Source organism: Vibrio qingdaonensis (genome assembly GCF_026191675.1).
Taxonomy (GTDB): Bacteria; Pseudomonadota; Gammaproteobacteria; order Enterobacterales; family Vibrionaceae; genus Vibrio; species Vibrio qingdaonensis.
On sequence record NZ_JAKRRY010000001.1, the window covers coordinates 1 to 17,414 of the forward strand.

The 17,414-nt window shown below is 42.8% G+C and carries 14 protein-coding genes and 1 pseudogene; 1 reads left to right on the top strand and 14 read right to left on the bottom strand.

All coding sequences use genetic code 11. The annotated features are described in order from the left end of the window. Positions 1-62 precede the first annotated feature (62 nt). The 10 genes from uspE to ccoN form a co-directional block, all read right to left on the bottom strand. On the bottom strand, positions 63-1,007 hold the full coding sequence (uspE, locus tag MD535_RS00005) for a universal stress protein UspE (RefSeq protein WP_265672845.1): 945 nt from the start codon (positions 1,005-1,007) through the stop codon (positions 63-65). 146 nt (positions 1,008-1,153) lie between these two features. After that, on the bottom strand, positions 1,154-1,900 hold the full coding sequence (locus MD535_RS00010; protein ID WP_102470720.1) for an FNR family transcription factor: 747 nt from the start codon (positions 1,898-1,900) through the stop codon (positions 1,154-1,156). A gap of 91 nt (positions 1,901-1,991) precedes the next feature. Next, positions 1,992-2,666 carry a sulfite exporter TauE/SafE family protein gene (locus MD535_RS00015; protein ID WP_265672846.1) on the bottom strand — a complete coding sequence of 225 codons (675 nt, stop codon included), beginning with the start codon at positions 2,664-2,666 and terminating at the stop codon, positions 1,992-1,994. After that, positions 2,656-2,847, bottom strand: coding sequence for a cbb3-type cytochrome oxidase assembly protein CcoS (ccoS, locus tag MD535_RS00020; RefSeq protein ID WP_265672847.1), 192 nt, complete (start codon positions 2,845-2,847; stop codon positions 2,656-2,658). Before ccoS ends, MD535_RS00015 begins: the two co-directional genes overlap by 11 nt. Position 2,848: 1 nt before the next feature. Then, a complete protein-coding gene (locus tag MD535_RS00025; RefSeq protein WP_265672848.1) occupies positions 2,849-5,233 on the bottom strand; it encodes a heavy metal translocating P-type ATPase in 2,385 nt (794 codons plus the stop codon). Between the two features lie 2 nt (positions 5,234-5,235). Next, complete coding sequence (locus MD535_RS00030; RefSeq protein WP_265672849.1) at positions 5,236-5,712, bottom strand: FixH family protein; 477 nt, start codon at positions 5,710-5,712, stop codon at positions 5,236-5,238. Between the two features lie 89 nt (positions 5,713-5,801). Beyond that, positions 5,802-6,776: a cytochrome-c oxidase, cbb3-type subunit III gene (gene ccoP, locus MD535_RS00035; protein ID WP_265672850.1), complete on the bottom strand. Its 975-nt coding sequence runs from the start codon at positions 6,774-6,776 to the stop codon at positions 5,802-5,804. Continuing rightward, positions 6,776-6,949 carry a cbb3-type cytochrome oxidase subunit 3 gene (locus tag MD535_RS00040; protein WP_265672851.1) on the bottom strand — a complete coding sequence of 58 codons (174 nt, stop codon included), beginning with the start codon at positions 6,947-6,949 and terminating at the stop codon, positions 6,776-6,778. The genes ccoP and MD535_RS00040 overlap by 1 nt, the downstream gene beginning before the upstream one ends. Positions 6,950-6,959: 10 nt before the next feature. Continuing rightward, a complete protein-coding gene (gene ccoO / locus MD535_RS00045; RefSeq protein ID WP_250619106.1) occupies positions 6,960-7,580 on the bottom strand; it encodes a cytochrome-c oxidase, cbb3-type subunit II in 621 nt (206 codons plus the stop codon). A 12-nt stretch (positions 7,581-7,592) separates the two neighbouring features. Beyond that, on the bottom strand, positions 7,593-9,020 hold the full coding sequence (ccoN, locus tag MD535_RS00050; protein WP_250619107.1) for a cytochrome-c oxidase, cbb3-type subunit I: 1,428 nt from the start codon (positions 9,018-9,020) through the stop codon (positions 7,593-7,595). A gap of 257 nt (positions 9,021-9,277) precedes the next feature. On the opposite strand from ccoN, the gene MD535_RS00055 reads away from it, so the two are divergent. Beyond that, positions 9,278-9,634 carry a hypothetical protein gene (locus MD535_RS00055; RefSeq protein ID WP_265673258.1) on the top strand — a complete coding sequence of 119 codons (357 nt, stop codon included), beginning with the start codon at positions 9,278-9,280 and terminating at the stop codon, positions 9,632-9,634. Between the two features lie 190 nt (positions 9,635-9,824). Here MD535_RS00055 and MD535_RS00060 read toward each other — a convergent pair. From MD535_RS00060 to MD535_RS00080, 4 genes and pseudogenes are all read right to left on the bottom strand, one after another. Beyond that, positions 9,825-11,976, bottom strand: a pseudogene (locus MD535_RS00060) (ATP-binding cassette domain-containing protein). Further along, positions 11,976-13,691, bottom strand: coding sequence for an ATP-binding cassette domain-containing protein (locus MD535_RS26175; RefSeq protein ID WP_313897269.1), 1,716 nt, complete (start codon positions 13,689-13,691; stop codon positions 11,976-11,978). Before MD535_RS26175 ends, MD535_RS00060 begins: the two are co-directional and overlap by 1 nt. A gap of 113 nt (positions 13,692-13,804) precedes the next feature. After that, positions 13,805-15,187, bottom strand: a complete 1,383-nt coding sequence (locus MD535_RS00075) for a TolC family protein (protein WP_265672852.1) — start codon at positions 15,185-15,187, stop codon at positions 13,805-13,807. After that, on the bottom strand, positions 15,162-17,396 hold the full coding sequence (locus MD535_RS00080) for a response regulator (protein WP_265672853.1): 2,235 nt from the start codon (positions 17,394-17,396) through the stop codon (positions 15,162-15,164). The genes MD535_RS00075 and MD535_RS00080 overlap by 26 nt, the downstream gene beginning before the upstream one ends. Between the last annotated feature and the right edge of the window lie 18 nt (positions 17,397-17,414).

A 17,414-nucleotide genomic window follows, 5' to 3' on the forward strand; every position in this document is an offset into this window, starting at 1 on the left:
CCACTCGTGGGGCTTTTTGCTAACGGCCTACTGGATTTATGGTTCTTAACCCAATAGCGTACTTACTCTTCATTTGGTGCTAATGGACTGATATAGCCATCAGGTTTAAGTGCGAGCACGTCACTATTAATTTTATCGATGACATGTTCCGCAGTATTGCCGATAAAAACAGCAGACAGCCCTGTACGCCCCGTTGTACCCAAGATAACCATTGCCGCGTCGAGTTTTTTTGCCACTTCAGGAATGATATCTTCAGGTAACCCTTGCTCCACAATGGTTTGCTCTTCGGCATATCCATGTTTCTGACGCAGCGCTTTCATCGCAGTGAGGTGGTGACCTCTTACTGCATCTGTGTAAGTTGCAGGGTCAAACTCTGGCAATTCTATCGTGATATTTGCGGGTGTTACCGGATAGGAATTAACAAGGTAACCTGTTGCGCCTAAACGCTCCGTCAAGCTGTCAAGTTGTTGAATCATGCAATCATTAAGATCAATGTGTGTTGGATTTTCAGAACCAACATGAACGGAAGCCACAATATTAGCGTTGGCTGGCCAATCTGAGTTTTTCACTAATAGCACCGGGGCTGGGCATTTTCTAATAAGGTGCCAATCGGTAGGGGTGAAAATGACGGATTCTAATATGTCATGTTTACGCGTCGCCTTGATAACAATGTCGTGGCTATCTTCAAATACTTTTTCGATGATAGCGACGTAAGGGCGATTGTGCCAAACGACTTTGATTTCCAAATCGAAACTGTCATCAGTAAACGGTTCAGCAAGTGTTTTCATCCATTCTTCACGCTGTTGAATAACACCACGGCGCATGGCGTCTCTTTCATCATGAGAAAGCATTGATGTCATGTCATAAGAGAAATCATAAATGGAGAGAAAAAATGATATCCGACTTCTTGAGCGGCTTTTCTTTGCAAGCTGTACAGCACGAACAAGAGCAGGTTGCTCTTCGCTATTTAAATTAGCAACGACGAGAATGTTATTGTATATGCTCATAGAGTCTCCTTACCAAAATGGTAACTTCGTTCACTTAACTTTAGCGCACTTAGGAGAATCTTTTTAGAGAAAGTAAGGGGTTAGGGGGAGAAATTTGAAGTGGCTCATCAAAGAGCCACTAAGTAAGCAATAAAGTAAGCCAAAGACTACTCTTTAGATACACCGGCCATTTCCATCAACGCATCATGGTCGATAATGGTGATGTACTTACCTTTCACACTCAGGACTTCTGATTTCTGAAAGCGACCAAGTAGACGACTGATCGTTTCTACTGTTAATCCCAGATAATTACCAATGTCGCCACGAGTCATAGTCAGGCGAAATTCTCGTGGGCTGAAGCCGCGCTGAGAAAAGCGAGTGGATAAATTATAAAGAAACGCGGCTAGACGTTCTTCCGCATTTTTCTTTGACAACAAGAGAATCATCTCTTGGTCACCTTTAATTTCATTCGACATCAAACGCATGATTTGTTGACGCAACTTCGGCATTTTGCCTGAAAGGTCGTCTAAGATTTCATACGGTATTTCACATACCATTGATGTTTCTAGTGCTTGAGCAAAACTTGGATGCTCATCGTCAGTGATCGCATCAAATCCGACGAGGTCGCCTGCTAGATGAAACGCAGTAATCTGTTCATCACCTTGCTCTGTAATGGTGTAACTTTTAATGGTTCCAGAGCGAATCGCGTAAAGAGACTTTAGTTCATCGCCAGCTTTAAACAGCTCTTGACCCTTTTGGATGGGTTTTTTACGTTCAATAATTTGATCAAGTTGATCCAGCTCTGCTTCGTTCAAAGTGAACGGGATGCACAGTTGACTAATACTACAATCTTGACAATGGATGGCACAGCCACCTGACTGAATTCGTTTTGCTGCAGGTTTTTCAGAAATCATAACAACCTATCACTATTTGATGTACATCAATATTTTATCATTCCTTACCTCTAAAGGGTAGCTAAAAAATCAATGATAAAACAATCATCTATTAGTTTGCGTTAAAAATAGTCACCGCATCGTAACCTGTATATAAACCATATATCAGTATAGAAAGTGCGGCTATATTGCGAAATTTAACTGAATTTTGCAGGGATTGTAGTTTAGCGGCGCTACTGCCAACTAGCAGCATGGCGGGCAGAGTGCCCAAACCAAATGCAAGCATAGTCATACCGCCCCCAAAGGCACTTCCAGAGACAGCAGCCCAGGTAAGCGTTGAATAAACGAGTCCACATGGAAGCCATCCCCAAAGAAAACCAAACGGGATCGCGTAGCTTGAATGTTTAAGAGGAAGGAGCTTGTTCGCTAGAGGTGAAATACTCTTCCATAATAGTTGTCCCAATTTTTCCACTTTCAACAAGCCATTCCACCAACGCCCAACATAGAGCGCGAGTAAGATCATGAATAGTGCCGCGAGAATTCGTAAAAATGAAAGCGCGTGGTTAAATTGAGATAACGTTGCAATCCCTGCAATCATTCCACCTACCACACTACCTATCATTACGTAGCTAATCAATCGACCAAGATTGTAGTTTATGATGAGTAAGGTAGGGGTTTTATGCGGTTGCCCAATAGATAACAATGACGCTATACCACCGCACATTCCCATACAGTGGCCTGCACCTAATAGCCCAATAGTAAAAGCCCCTAAAAGATCAAGTGTCACGCTGGTCTTCTTCTTTTTTGTTCGGTTGTTTTTCTGTTGTGACGTCTTCATCAAACAGAATGTTATGCCCTTGACGCTCCAGGTCTTCAAACTGTTCGCTTTTGACTGCCCAAAGAAAAATGCCTACCGCCACACAGACAAGTACGATAGCGATAGGGATTAATATATACAGACTTTCCATACTATTGGTCTTCTTTTAGTAAGCGTAGCGAATTAGAGACAACGATAATCGAACTTGCTGACATACCGACAACAGCAATATATGGCGCGACCAGTCCAGCTACGGCAAGAGGAAGGATCAATAGATTATATCCCAAAGACCACGCCAAATTCTCTCTAATAATTTTTCTTGTTTGAATCGCCAGCTTACGCGCGGCTAACAATCGGTCTAAACGATCGCTTAGTAACACTAAATCAGCAGACGCTTTAGCGACATCGGTACCACCACCCATAGCAACAGAGAGATGGGCGCCTGCAAGAGTAGGGGCATCGTTAATGCCATCACCAATCATTAAGGTAACATCATTAGCATCCACAGAATTTAAGAACGCTAGTTTGTCACTCGGGGACGCACTCGCCACAATAGAAGTGATACCAATTTCTTCTGCAACAGGCTCTGCATTAGTTAACGTATCACCGGTAAGAAGCGTGGTTTTTATACCCGCCACATGCATTTTCTCAATGAAATCTTTGGCTTCTTTTCGGATCGGATCCCGGTAATTAAAGCTGGCAATATGTTGACCATCTATCGACAAGTAAACGGTATTTTGGGCGTCGTCTGCTTGCCCTAAAACAAACTGAGCGTTACCGATTTTTATCTGCGTGTTATTCCACTGTCCCGTCAGCCCTGATCCAATGACATTTTCGACTTGGCTTACTTGTGTATCTGTCCCACAAGAAGGTACTTTGTCGTTATAAACCTTAAAGGCGCGGGCAATGGGGTGATTAGCATGGCTCTCCAACGATGCCGCTAATGAAAGGACAACGGCTTCAGAATAGTCTGCAAATAAGATGGTCTTTGAAATTTCAATATCGCCATGCGTAAGCGTTCCTGTTTTATCAACAATTAGGTGATTCACTTTACACAAGGTTTCAAAAACATGGCCACGGCGAGACAAGATACCTAGCGAGCCCATCCTAGAACTTGAACACGTAATTGCCGTGGGTGTAGCAAGAGATAATGCACAAGGGCAGGTTGCGACAAGAACGGACAACATTATCCAGAACGCATCGTCAGGCTTACTTTGATGCCAGTAAAACCAAGTGAGCGCGGCAATAACAAGAATAATCGCGACAAAGTATCTTGCGACGATGTCCGCTATTTCAGCAATTTTAGGTTTGCTTAGCTGCGCTTCATCTTGTAATCGCACAATACTTGAAATCATTGAATCTGCTTTGCTGCTGCGAACTTCAAGATCAAACGCTTCGTCACCGTTTAAAGTGCCTGCATACACCGTATCGTGCTGATGTTTGACAACAGGTAAAGATTCACCTGTAAGCATCGATTCATCGACGTGGATTCGACCTTTCAAAACAAGACCATCGGCTGGAATATGCTCTCCTGGCAAAACACGGACTTGGTCACCGACTTGCAATGATTTAACTGGGATTTGCTCGCCATCGAGCTTTATTGCAATAGCGGGAATGAGTTTGAGAAGGTTGCCACTGGCTGCTGCGGCTTTGCGTCGTGCGCGCATCTCGAGGTAGCGACCAACCAGCAAAAAGAAAGTGAACATTGAAATGGATTCAAAAAACACTTCGCCTTGTTCGGTTACTGTTGCGACTAAACTTGCGACATAAGCAAAAATAAGCGCAATGGAAACGGGAACATCCATTCCCAGCGTTCTTCCTTTTATGCTTCGCCAAGCATTCAAATAAAAAGGTAACGCTGAATACAGTAAAACAGGTGTCGCAAATATTAAGCTCACCCATCGGAAGTAACTTTTAAACTCTGGCTCTAAACTACCGAATACTTCTAAATACAGTGCCACTGCCAACATCATGACTTGCATGGTCGCTAATCCGGCGATGCCAAGACGATAGAGGTACTGCTTCATTGTTTGGTGATACGCGGCTTCTTGTTTATCCGCCTCGAATGGCGCGGCTTTGTAGCCTAATTCATGGATTGCAGATAAAAGCGTACTGAGTTTGGATTGGGTACTATCCCATTTCAAAAGTGCACGATTGGTGGTGGTGTTGACACGAATGGACATCATGCCAGGTTCAGTCGCCATTCGTTTTTCTATAAGCCACGCGCACGCGGCACATGAAACACCTTCGATAGAGAGGGTGACTTCTTTTTCATTTTCTTGGCTACGAACAAACTCGCCCTGTATGTCTTCATTGTCGTAATGAATGAGCGCTTTTAATTGTTCAGGTACCAAGTCGGCTTTTTCCGCTGGTGCGGTACGGTATTGGTAATACGACACCAAGCCACTATCAACGATGGTTTGCGCCACACTCTCACAGCCGGGGCAGCACATGTCTCGGTCTTCTTCGAGAATGTGTACGCAAAAATTCGTGTTGACTGGTACTTCTTCACCGCAGTGATAACACGATTTACACATAGTTAGTCTATTAATACTGGTTCAGAGGAAGGGAAGGTAACACGGCCTTGAATCATCCACGCTTTATCGTGTGGCTGTAGTTCAACAAACCAAGGGCCCTGCATATCATGATCTAAGGTTAATCGGTAGATACCTTTAGCATCTGCCGTTAATAGTTTTTCAAAGTCTTGGTCGGGTAAAGTACGATGTGTAAACGTGGTGGTTAAAGCAGGAAAGTGGTCCAACTCCCCCTTTTCGAAAGCGATAATAACGACGTTTTTATCAGAAGAGATTGAAGCGTTTAGTTTGAGGTCGCGGGCGACATTGACTTTAGTAATATCGACATTTATCCCTTTGCCTTTCTTATAGTAATCCTCAGCGACTAGGTCTACAGAGTTTTGGGAAAAAATCAGTACCACGTATAGCGTACCAACAACAACAGAGAGTGGCAGCGCGATTAGAAACCACGGCCAGAATTGTTTATACCAAGGCTTTACCATAAAAAAGTTCTCAACAGCTGACTAAGAAAGAGGTTATAAATTATCTAGAAAAGACAGCCCCTTACAAGGGGCTGTTATTGAAATGTTACTTATTTTTCAGAATTGCTTAGGCTCCAGACATAGGCAGAAACAAGTTGAACTTTTTCTTCACCTAAAATGTCTTTCCACGCTGGCATTACGCCTGAACGACCGTTCATAACAGTTTCAGTTACGTCTGCACGTGAGTCACCAAATAACCAATCTTGGTCGGTTAAGTCTGGTGCACCAACAGCAGGGTTACCCTTACCATCAGTACCATGACACGCTGCACAGACGACAAAGCGTGATTTACCCGCTTCCGCTTCACGAGCATTTACTTTACGCCCAGATAAGCTGAGAGTATAGCTAACTACTTCGCGAACACCGTCTTCGCCTAATGCGTCTTTCCAGCCCGGCATCTGACCAATACGACCATGCATTATGGTGGTAACGATAGCCTGCGGCTCTCCGCCATACAACCACGCGTTGTCGGTTAGGTTAGGGAAACCTTTCTGACCACGAGCCGAAGAACCATGACACTGAGAACAGTTTTGCAAGTATAAACGCTGACCAACCTTAATCGCTTCGCTATCTGCTGCAATCTCCGGAATAGGGCGTAGACCACCATCAGATGTTTTTGCTAAACGGTTAAATGCTTCACCGAAGTAGGTTTCTGCATCACCAAGCTCTTTCGCATACTGATCCAACTGCTTATTTGCTGTTGATGCGGCAACCGATGATCTCGATTCTTCAATTGACTGCACAGTTTGGTCTGAACTTGTCCAGCCTAAAAGACCTTTGAAGTTACCTAGACCTGGGTAGAGTGCCAAGTAAATCGCAGAAAAAACAAATGTACCAATGAACAGGTATGTCCACCATTTCGGTAGCGGGTTGTTTAGCTCACGAATACCATCGTATTCGTGACCCATGTCTGCACCTTCTTCTACGCCCATTTTGTCACGTAGACACCAAATGAGTAGGGCGGCGCAACCAAGCAACGTACCGATAGTGATGACAATAATGAATAGACTCCAAAATGTAGTCATTATTTAATCACTCCTTCTTTTTCGGAGGTAGTTGGTTGTTCATCAGCAAATACTAGGTTTGCTGCTTCATCAAACCGGCTTTTACGATTTTTACCGTAAGCCCACCAAACAATACCAATAAAACAACCAAACAAAACTACGGTCCAAATACTGTGAATAGTACCGATATCCATAATTTCCTCCTTATTTCATTGCGTGGCCAAGAGACTGAAGATAAGCAATGATGGCATCCATCTCTGTCTTACCTTTAACATCGCTCTCAGCGCTCGCAATTTGCTCATCCGTGTACGGAACACCAAATTGATTACGGAAGATTTCAAGTTTCTTCTGTGTCAATTTACCGTCCAACTCGTTTTCCGCCAACCAAGGGAAGCCTGGCATATTGGATTCTGGAACCAATTCACGTGGATCAATCAAGTGAACACGATGCCATTCATCAGAATAACGATCGCCAACACGAGCGAGATCAGGTCCAGTACGTTTTGAACCCCAAAGGAAAGGGTGTTCCCAAACGCTTTCACCAGCAACAGAGTAGTGACCGTAGCGCTCTGTTTCTGAACGGAACGGGCGAATCATTTGACTGTGGCATACATTACAACCTTCACGGATGTAAATATCGCGACCTTCCATCTCTAATGCGCTGTAAACACGTAAGTTCTTCACAGGTTCTGTTGTTTGCTTTTGGAACATTAGCGGAACAATCTCTACGAGAGCCCCTAAACTAATAGCGAAAACAATCAAAATAGCCAGTAAGCCTACGTTGCGTTCAACGATTTCATGGCGATTTTTCGAATTTGAGCTCATTCTCTAATCTCCTTATGCTGATTGAGGGATAGCTTTAAGGCTACCTTTCTCTGCAGTAATCGTTTTGTATGCGTTGTAAGCCAACAAGAACATACCCGAAAGGAAAATCAAACCGCCAATGAAACGAACTGTGTAGAACGGGTAAGAGGCTTGAACAGATTCCACGAAGCTGTACGTCAATGTGCCGTCTGAGTTAACTGCACGCCACATTAGGCCTTGCATAACACCTGAAATCCACATCGCAACGATATAAAGAACCGTACCGATTGTGGCCAACCAGAAGTGAGTGTTAATAAGGCCTACAGAGTACATACGTTCTTGACCAAATAACTTTGGAATCAAGTGGTATACCGCACCAATAGAAACCATCGCAACCCAACCTAATGCGCCAGAGTGTACGTGACCAATGGTCCAGTCTGTGTAATGCGATAGGGCGTTAACCGTTTTGATTGCCATCATTGGGCCTTCGAATGTCGACATACCATAAAATGATAGTGAGACAACCAAGAAGCGTAGAATTGGGTCATAACGTAGTTTATGCCAAGCACCAGATAGCGTCATAATACCGTTGATCATACCACCCCAAGATGGAGCGAATAGAACCAATGACATCACCATACCTAGTGATTGTGTCCAGTCTGGAAGCGCCGTGTAATGAAGGTGGTGAGGACCAGCCCAGATATACAACGAAACCAATGCCCAAAAGTGAACAATCGATAGACGGTAAGAGTAAACCGGACGCTCTGCTTGCTTAGGGACGAAGTAGTACATCATTCCCAAGAAACCAGCGGTAAGAAGGAAACCTACTGCGTTATGTCCATACCACCATTGCACCATGGCATCGACGGCTCCGGAATAAGCGGAATAAGACTTACCTAATGAGACGGGTACAGCCAAACTATTCACAATGTGCAGGACGGCAACGGTGATAATAAATGCACCGAAGAACCAGTTAGCGACGTAAATATGTGAAGTTTTGCGCTTTATAAGTGTTCCAAAGAAGACGATAGCGTAAGACACCCACACAATAGCGATGGCGATATCGATAGGCCACTCTAATTCTGCGTATTCTTTACCAGAGGTGTAACCCAAAGGCAGAGTAATAGCCGCAGCTAAAATGATTGCTTGCCATCCCCAAAAAGTGAATGGGACAAGAGGTCCTCCAAATAATCTAGTTTGACAGGTACGCTGCACAACGTAATAAGACGTTGCAAACAGAGCACTGGTACCAAATGCAAAAATTACCGCATTAGTATGTAACGGACGTAAACGGCTATACGTCAACCACGGCGTATCAAAGTTGAGCTGTGGCCAAACTAATTGAGCGGCAATTAAAACGCCTACTGCCATACCAACAATACCCCAGAGAATGGTCACTAAAGTGAACTGGCGTACTACGGTATAGTTGTAAACTTGTTCAAGCTGCTTTTCCTGGCTCATTAACATGCTTCCAATTTATAATTAACTATACTTTACTTCCAACACGACTCATGTCGTAATGCTACCCAAACGCGCAATAGAACTAACGCTTTTTCAAAACGTTACTTCCCTTGTAGGTTTTAACAAAAAGTAGCATTTTCAAGCGACAATAATACTGCAATTAACAATTTAAGAACAGGGCAGTAACCTTACTCTTGGTCTGGTTTATGTCCATTTATTTCAAAACTTTGAAGTTTGTTACACGGAGAACGCCCATAATGGCAGCTGAAAAATTAACAAAAGGCAGGCTTGGTCAAATTATCATCATGATGATGGTGTTAATTGCCGCATTTACGTACAGAACGGTCACGTACGAAGTGTCGAATACGCAGGTCTGCGAATTTTCTTCCGGATGTGAGGTGAAATTACAAGAGAAACTGGTTGTTTTTATGTATCAAGATTCAACAAATACGTTAATGCTCACAAAACCAGAAGAATTAACAGTTAAAGCCTCAATTGTTGGTAAAAACGATGTATTACTAACCGATAAAAGTGAAATAGCCGAAACACAAATCCCAATGGATATTATTATCACCGACCAAGATGAACATACCGTTAAAATACAGCTACAATAGCTCGCAATATCAAGCGGGAAAACAAACGACATCGCCTAAATAACGGTGTATTAGACTAGCCGAATCTTACTTTTACTTACCCCTAGTTAACGTCATTCGCTCCAATTATGCTGCTAGCTTCCGCTGTGTTATTCATGTTAGCTAAGCTTGCAACTGCCTTTTTCTTATAATTGGAACTCTATTTTTAATGTCAATGCTGTCCCATGGCATTCATCACTTTGTCAGGCGCACCGAAATACTTCTGTGATCCGTCTTTTTCCAGTAGCAAGCAGAACGTAGAGCTAGAAATAAGAGCAGGATCGACCGTCGTAAAAATGACCGTCTTATGGCGCAGTGTTCCAGCAAACAGTTGATTAATGTATGTCACATGTTCACTCTCCACGCCCACTAAAGGCTCATCAATCACGATGATGTTTTGACTGGTATCAGCGAGCCCAATCGCAAGGCGTAACCGTTGCATTAAACCAGAGGGAAGGTTGGCTAAAAAGTCAGCGCCAATCATCGTCCCCAAACCTTCAGGAAAAACCTTGTCTAAGCCAAGAAGTGCAAAGGACTGAGACATTTGCTCTCTTGAAATGACACCATTGTGCAAAATGTAGTTCGATTCAATAGACCCTTCATAAAGATGAAGATCAAAAGGGATGTAGTTGATCCCTTTGCGATATCTAAAGCTATTAAATTGCTTTATGTTGTGACCATCAAGAAGGATGGACCCTTGATAGCGAGGTTCTAGCCCTGTGAGCAACATCAATAATGTCGTTTTACCACTTCCCGCCGGACCAGATATAGCCACTTTACTCCCAGGTGCTATCTTAAAACTAAGATTAGTCAACCCAGTCGCTGCACCCGGGTAGCGATGTACTAGCCCGTTAACTGATATCTGACCATCAAACTGCCGGATAGGTGGGCTCTTCTCAATGGATGATTTATCATCGTCTAGCGACATGAGTGCATTGATCTGAGCTGTAGAAGATTGGATGGTTTTAAATTTAGCTAACGAGTTATAGATCCCCATGATCGGCCCCAACGCTTTCCAAACTAGAATTACGGTCGCCAACATCGCCCCTGCGTTTGTCGTCCCATCCATTACGCTGATAACCGCTGTCACAATCGCGGCGGTTCCGATAGCTTGAATGAGCCCACCCCCCATCGCTTGTATTTTGCTATTTGTCGTAGAAACAAAGGCGGCATCAGAAGATGCTTTGTTCGTGGGCGGCTTTAAATCGAGATTGGATGATTCTAAGTAACGGCAAACCTTGTAGCGTTGTTATGCCCCTTAATAACTCATTCCATTGATAAGAAACCATGGCATTGGCTCTGGAGCTTTTCGATGTCGCTTGAGTATAGAGATATCGAGAGTAGAGACAAAATACAATCATCAATAGAATGCCCACTAAAACCGTCAACGCGGCATAGCCAGACAAAATGGTAATTGCGACAATAAATAGCACGACAAACGGAAGGTCAAAATAACTAAGTGTGGATTCTGCGGTTACAAGCTTGCGAAATTGATCTATATCTTTGAGTCGTGCCATCTGTGAGGATACACCGGCTGATGATGTCATTGAATAAGGGAGCCAAAGTAGTTTAGCGATAACATTACGTGATATATGAACCGCGAGGTCTTGACCTGAAGTTGCGAGTACCTTCATTCTCACTCTTCGGAAGATATACTCAGAAAATGCCAAAAACAGCGCAAACGATGTGAGCCAGTATAGGGTGGGGATGGAGCTAGAAGATAGGGCGAAATTATAAACCCCCATGATGAAGAACGGCTGTAATGCGCTCAGTATATTAATCACAAGAGACAGGAAGACTAAGCTCTTAAACTCATTGTTATAACGATAAAATGCGTATTTTATCCAGTTGGATTTATCTTGTGACTCTGGCGGAGGCTCTCGAAAAAGCTTGGAGTATTCCGATACTACGGTGATCGCAAACGGTACATCAACAAGTGATACGGTAACGGTATTATTGTTTCGATAGTCGAAGAGTACACCTTCACCATTGTCTATAGACATAAGTACAGCGGAGAATTTCTCTAACTCAATAAAACATGGAAAATGAATATCTTTATCGGCTAAATCTGACGCACTTGAATAATGAGTTGTCCGACATTGATACCCAAGCCTCGAAAGAGTGAGTTCGAACCCGTTTTGATCGACTTCACCAGGTGTAAAAGCATCGGATAAAATTTCTGGCGTTCCCTCCCACTCTAAAGAGATCAGTGTGTAAGCAAGACCACGCAACAGAGGAGACTCTGCATAACGATGCTCAAACTCTTCAGATTCGAAGTCTTTGAGGCGTTGGCCGACATTATTAAAATCGATAAGGATAGTCATTAGCTTGCAAACTCCTTTGTCAACTTAATGGACTTCACGCCATGGGCTTCATGATTGATTTTGTTACTGATAATAATGAGGAACTGTGATGTTGCTTTAGGGACGAGCATTGATACAACACGAGTGGCAAACTCTTGGTCGTAAACACTATCAATATCATCAAGGACTAACACTTTTTTCTGGCATAGCATGGCACGAATGATAAGTAGCGCATATTGCACTTGTCTTGATAGGGGGATGGTATTACTTCCTTTTAGCTGGGTATAAAACCCGGACTCCAATGCATCGATTTCATTTTTGACGGAAAGCCCTTTGCATAAGGTAAACGCTGCCCCATTTAGCATAGGACGGAAGCAGGTTAAATTGTCAATAATAGAACCTTCAACAAAACTGCTGTTTTTATCTATTCGGTGTACGCTATCTCGCCAAGATTGGTAATGTAACGCGTTTATCTCTTTCGTCCCAACTCGGATGACCGTATGTTCGCACTGAGTATCGCGCGTTAAACAGCGCGTTAGATGACTTTTCCCAGTACCCGATCGTCCTTTTAAGATGATTGGCTGTCCTTTTTGGAAAATAATTCTCTGGTTGCTGCCAAGTTCAACTTCAATGCTTTTAGGATCAGGGTTATTGGGAAGGTTAAGAGACTGACTAATGTGACCAGGTTGGTGTTGTTCACTATTAAGTTCATTAGGATTATCTCCATCCGTCATACGTGCATTGTTTTGAACGGTATGGGGGGATACGTCAACGTTCTTGCTATTATCACTACTATGATGTTGAAGCGATAAAATTTCGGCAATGTCGGTAATCTGCATTTTATTGGTCTTCCAGCGACCTAGCGTGCGCATCATCTGCTGATAAGGACCAAAATATCGATTGGTCAGCATAATAATCGCCGCCATCACACCCTGACTTGCTTCGAGCTCAATGACGGAAATAGCAAGGAGCACAACGACAACCGCGATAGATAACTGCTGAATGAGTGTAAGTGTTAAGTTGAATTGGGATTCTAAGTTTTCGTATGCAATATTTTTGTTTTCACGCGTCCGAATCATCTCCGTCATCAAACTCTCTAAACGGTACTCCATCGTGCGGCTCTTATTGTCTAATGGACGAGACACAATTTCGATGATTTTAGAGTTGGTTAACCCTTCAATTTCTGACTTTTCTCTAAGCGCGGTGACTTTTCGTGAAGAGATGGACAATGATGCGCCCCACAATAGTATTGACGCCGCAATAAGTGTTAACCCAGCTCCCGCATTGATTAGGCTAATGATGACGATAGTAATAACGCTGACCATTGCATTTATCGATGCTCGAACCACTTCACCGCCAAAAAAGCTTTTTAACTCGGGAATAGTCGCTACACGCTCCAAATATTGCCCTGGTTCTAGTTTGTTAAACTGTGGGATCTGCGCGAGGCAAATGGCTTGAAAGACTTTGTTCGTTAACCGGCTCTCGAAGTTTTTCATCAAAGAAGTCGTAATCACTTCTTCTTGGTTTTTTAATAAGTAATCGAGATAGATAGCGATAAGGATAATCGCAAACAAAACAAATAATGTGTCCTTGGCTTGATTGGGCAGCACTCGGTCAAAAATAATAAGAATCGAAAAAGGAAGGACAAGTGCAAACAAGGTCGACATAATCGTAGAAAACACGAGATAAAGCTTATCTATCCATGTAATTTGCTGTGAAAAATACTCTGTCTTCATTGCTCTTTCCTATTCATTCATACCCCAAAGCAAATCACCTCGTTCATTTTGCTATCTTGAACGATTCAATTACTCATCATTAAAAACATGCCGATTTTCCGGCTGGGATTTCTTTAGTTCTTAAGGTGCTCAGGGATAATGTCCTGGTGACGAATCGTCGACTCGTTATCCATCATTAACATGATTTTCTCCACGCTAAGTGGTGATAGATTGCCAACAAGCCGATCAAGTTTGATGGATTCGATGACATAGTCATACTTAGCACTTTCATAATCGCGAATACTGTTAAACAACTTACTCTCAGCGGAGAGTAAGTCAGTGATAGTCCGTGTTCCCAAGCTGTGTGCTCGCTTAATACCTTTGTAGGAAGAGTAGTTTGCTTTAATGATGGTCTCGTAGGTAAACACAGATTGAGAAAAGTCATTGATGTTAAGAATGGAGGTCTCAACATCGTTCTTAACGGTATTTTGGCTATCGGTTAACAGCAAATCGTTACGTTCGATAGTTTTCTTGTTTTTTTGATAGGCGTAATAGTCTGAACCGCCCGTTGTGATCGGCACGGTAAGCACCAACCCTAATGAGCGGTCATCACTGATGCCGGTAGCATTTGGATTCGATGAAAGGTCAAAGTTATTTGTGTCTTCATGTCGATAACTAGCGTTAGCTGACAAGTTAGGGGTAAAGTTTGACCCCGTTTCTTTTAATGTACGAAAGCTTCGCTCCAGCGTTTTTTGAGACAAGATAATGTCGTTGTTGAACTTCATTGCCTGACCAAGTAAGTCGGTTTGTTTGTCGAATGGTATCTCGGTTAAGAGGACTTGGCTCTTCAGGTCTTGAGATGGAATTAATGGGTATTGTGTGAGTAAAGACAGGCGGTTTAAAATGACTTCTTTGTCTTTGTGTAAGCTTCTTAATCGGTTGGCGATACCTTCTTTTTGAGCAACCACTTCATACAATTCACTTGCTGCAACGTTACCCAACGACACATTTCGATTCATTTGTGTTAACCGGCTCATAGAAGACTCCAGCTCTGCTTTTGTTGCTCTCGTTTTCGCACCATTTTTTAAGTATTCAAAGTACTGGGCCGTGATTTGCTCGATTATCTCCTGGGTTTTGGCTTCATTCTTTACCTCTTCAATGGAGAGGTCTAGCTTACTTGTACCATAAGCATAAATATCAGAAAGATTGAAGAGGGTTTGGCTCAAGGAAATACCATAGCCATGATCATTATAAGCGCTCTCGTTATCACTAATGCCGCTCAAGCGTGTGGACGACGAGTTCCATGTTGTCTTGACGTCCGCTGATATTTTGGGGAGAAAATTAGAGCGGCTCACATCAATATTGTACGCGCTCTCTTCAACCCCTTTGCGACTGGCGATCAGCGAGACATTATTGTTCAAACCCACTTGCACAGCTTCTAACACGGTTGAAGAAGCCGCCGGGAATGAGTATATCAACCCACAAATCACGCTAATTAAGCTTTTGAAATGCCACATACTTCTTGATCACCTTGATAATTTCATCGCTTTTATAGGGCTTGCTAATGACGTAATCCATACCCGCCTCTATACACGCTTTATGCTCGGCCACACTGGTTAAAGCTGTCGCGCCAATAATAGTAGAAGGGGTCGTTAAATTACTGTCACTTTCATGCTTACGAATAAGTTTTGTTGCTTCAATACCGCCCATACCCGGCATAATACAGTCCATGAAAATGATGTCTGCCCGTTGATTTCTAACCCAATCTACAGCGTCAGACCCATCGCCAACCGTATCGGCTTGATACTCTTGTTTCATTAGAATTCGTTTTAAGAGGAACTGTTGAACTTTATCGTCCTCAACAATTAAGAATGAGCTATTTTCAAGCGTCTCTTCTACAGATTCAGCTTCCAGTGCTTCGGTAAGGTTAGGAATGAATTCATGAGGCAGTGCCGGCGTGAAGAATACTTTATCTACGTATTCAAACGCACCATGTACATCTTCAGCATGCGTTGCCAGTAAAAAGAGCTTTGTTTTAGCAGCCTTGAGTCTAGCGCCTAACGTTTTACTAAAGGATTCTATTTGAATGCCTTCTATTAGATCAGAGATAATGATCGCGTCGACATCCGATGAATCAGATGTGATGCGAAACAACTCATTGGGGTCGTTGCAAAGGGTTACTTGGGCACCATGGCTCGTTAACTGCGTACTCAATAGATCAAGTGCCAGCTTCCCTTGGCTACAAACCACGATATGTCGCTGTTTAAGTTGCTGGGATTTGGATGTTTGGAAATCTTGAGCCTCGATATCAAGCTCTAATTCATACCGACGCTGTTGGCCTGATTCATACCAATGAGAATCAAAATAACTAATGTTATTGAGTATCGAGAGGGTCCACTCATCATTTGACGTGGTGGTTTCATTGCGTTCAGACCAATGTAGAGAATCAATTTTTCTCTGATCTACATTCAGATGAGTTAAAAAGGTAATGGATAAGGTGATACGTGTTTTATCTACATTTTCAGCGCTTTCTGATGTCACTCGAAACAAGACGTGCTTGTCGTTTTGAATTTGCATCGCACTAGATAGTTTTAGAAACAATATCCAAAATAGGCTTGTTTGATGACCCACTACATGGAGCGGTAGGTTCGAGTTAAAGTCACATTCGATCAATCGGCTTTCACGGTGCAGCTTACTTTTAAGATGAACGGTCAATTCAGATAAAACGTCAAGAAAAGAAAAGCTACTACTGCTTTTATCACGTCCCTGCGATAACAATCTATTATAGTTCTCTGCAAGGTCAGAGAGAGTATCCGCCGCGGAAGTAATGTCTTTTGCTAATACGGCACGGCTGTCTTCTGAATCTTGCACAAGATATTGAATACCGCCTTTTATCGTGCTCGTGATACCGCGTATTTCATAACCGATTAAACCATATAGTTGTTGATTTAAATCTGCATCTTGCTGTTGTCGATCAACCTTTTCAAATACCGTGCGCAATTTGGAGTAAATGTTGCGCTCAATAGGGTCTAGGGACACGTTATTTAGAATGCTGTCAACTTGATTCGAGTCTAGTGTATCAAGACGGTTTGATAACGACAGAAAGCTATCATTGATTGAACGTCTATTTCGTGCCGTTTTCTTGAGCCTATACCAACCACCTAATACAACGAAAATGGCGATCAAAGCGATGAAAGGGGATAAGAGAAACATCGTATCAATACTAGAGCGAAGTTCATTGACGACACGTTCATGTTCAACATAAAACAAATCATCAAAACGATTACGAATTTCGACGTAATCTCGGCTTAAGGCTTCTCGTAGTTGTTGATAGTCGTTTGGCAAATGGTCCTCTTTCGCCAAAAATCGTAACACTGCCAGTTCTAATTGACTGTACTCGACTGCGCCGACTAAACTCAGCTGAGATTTATCAGAGGAAGCAAGTGACTTAAACTCATTTAGCGCACTCATTAATCCATTAAGGCTGCTTTTAGCTTCATCGCAGTTTGACCCTTGAATACAAACATCGAGTGAAATCACGGTTGCTTCTAACTGCTGTGTTAATACTTTACTTTGTTGAATAAGTGGCGTTTCAAAATCTTGTTTGTTGGGAGCGGAAAGATAGAAGCGGGCACCTAGCCATATACCGACCGATGTCAGTATCATCAGAGCTAAGATCCCTAACTTAATAACGGGAAAAGTATAAATTTGATATTTCGGCTTCATAGTTTATTTATCATCCGT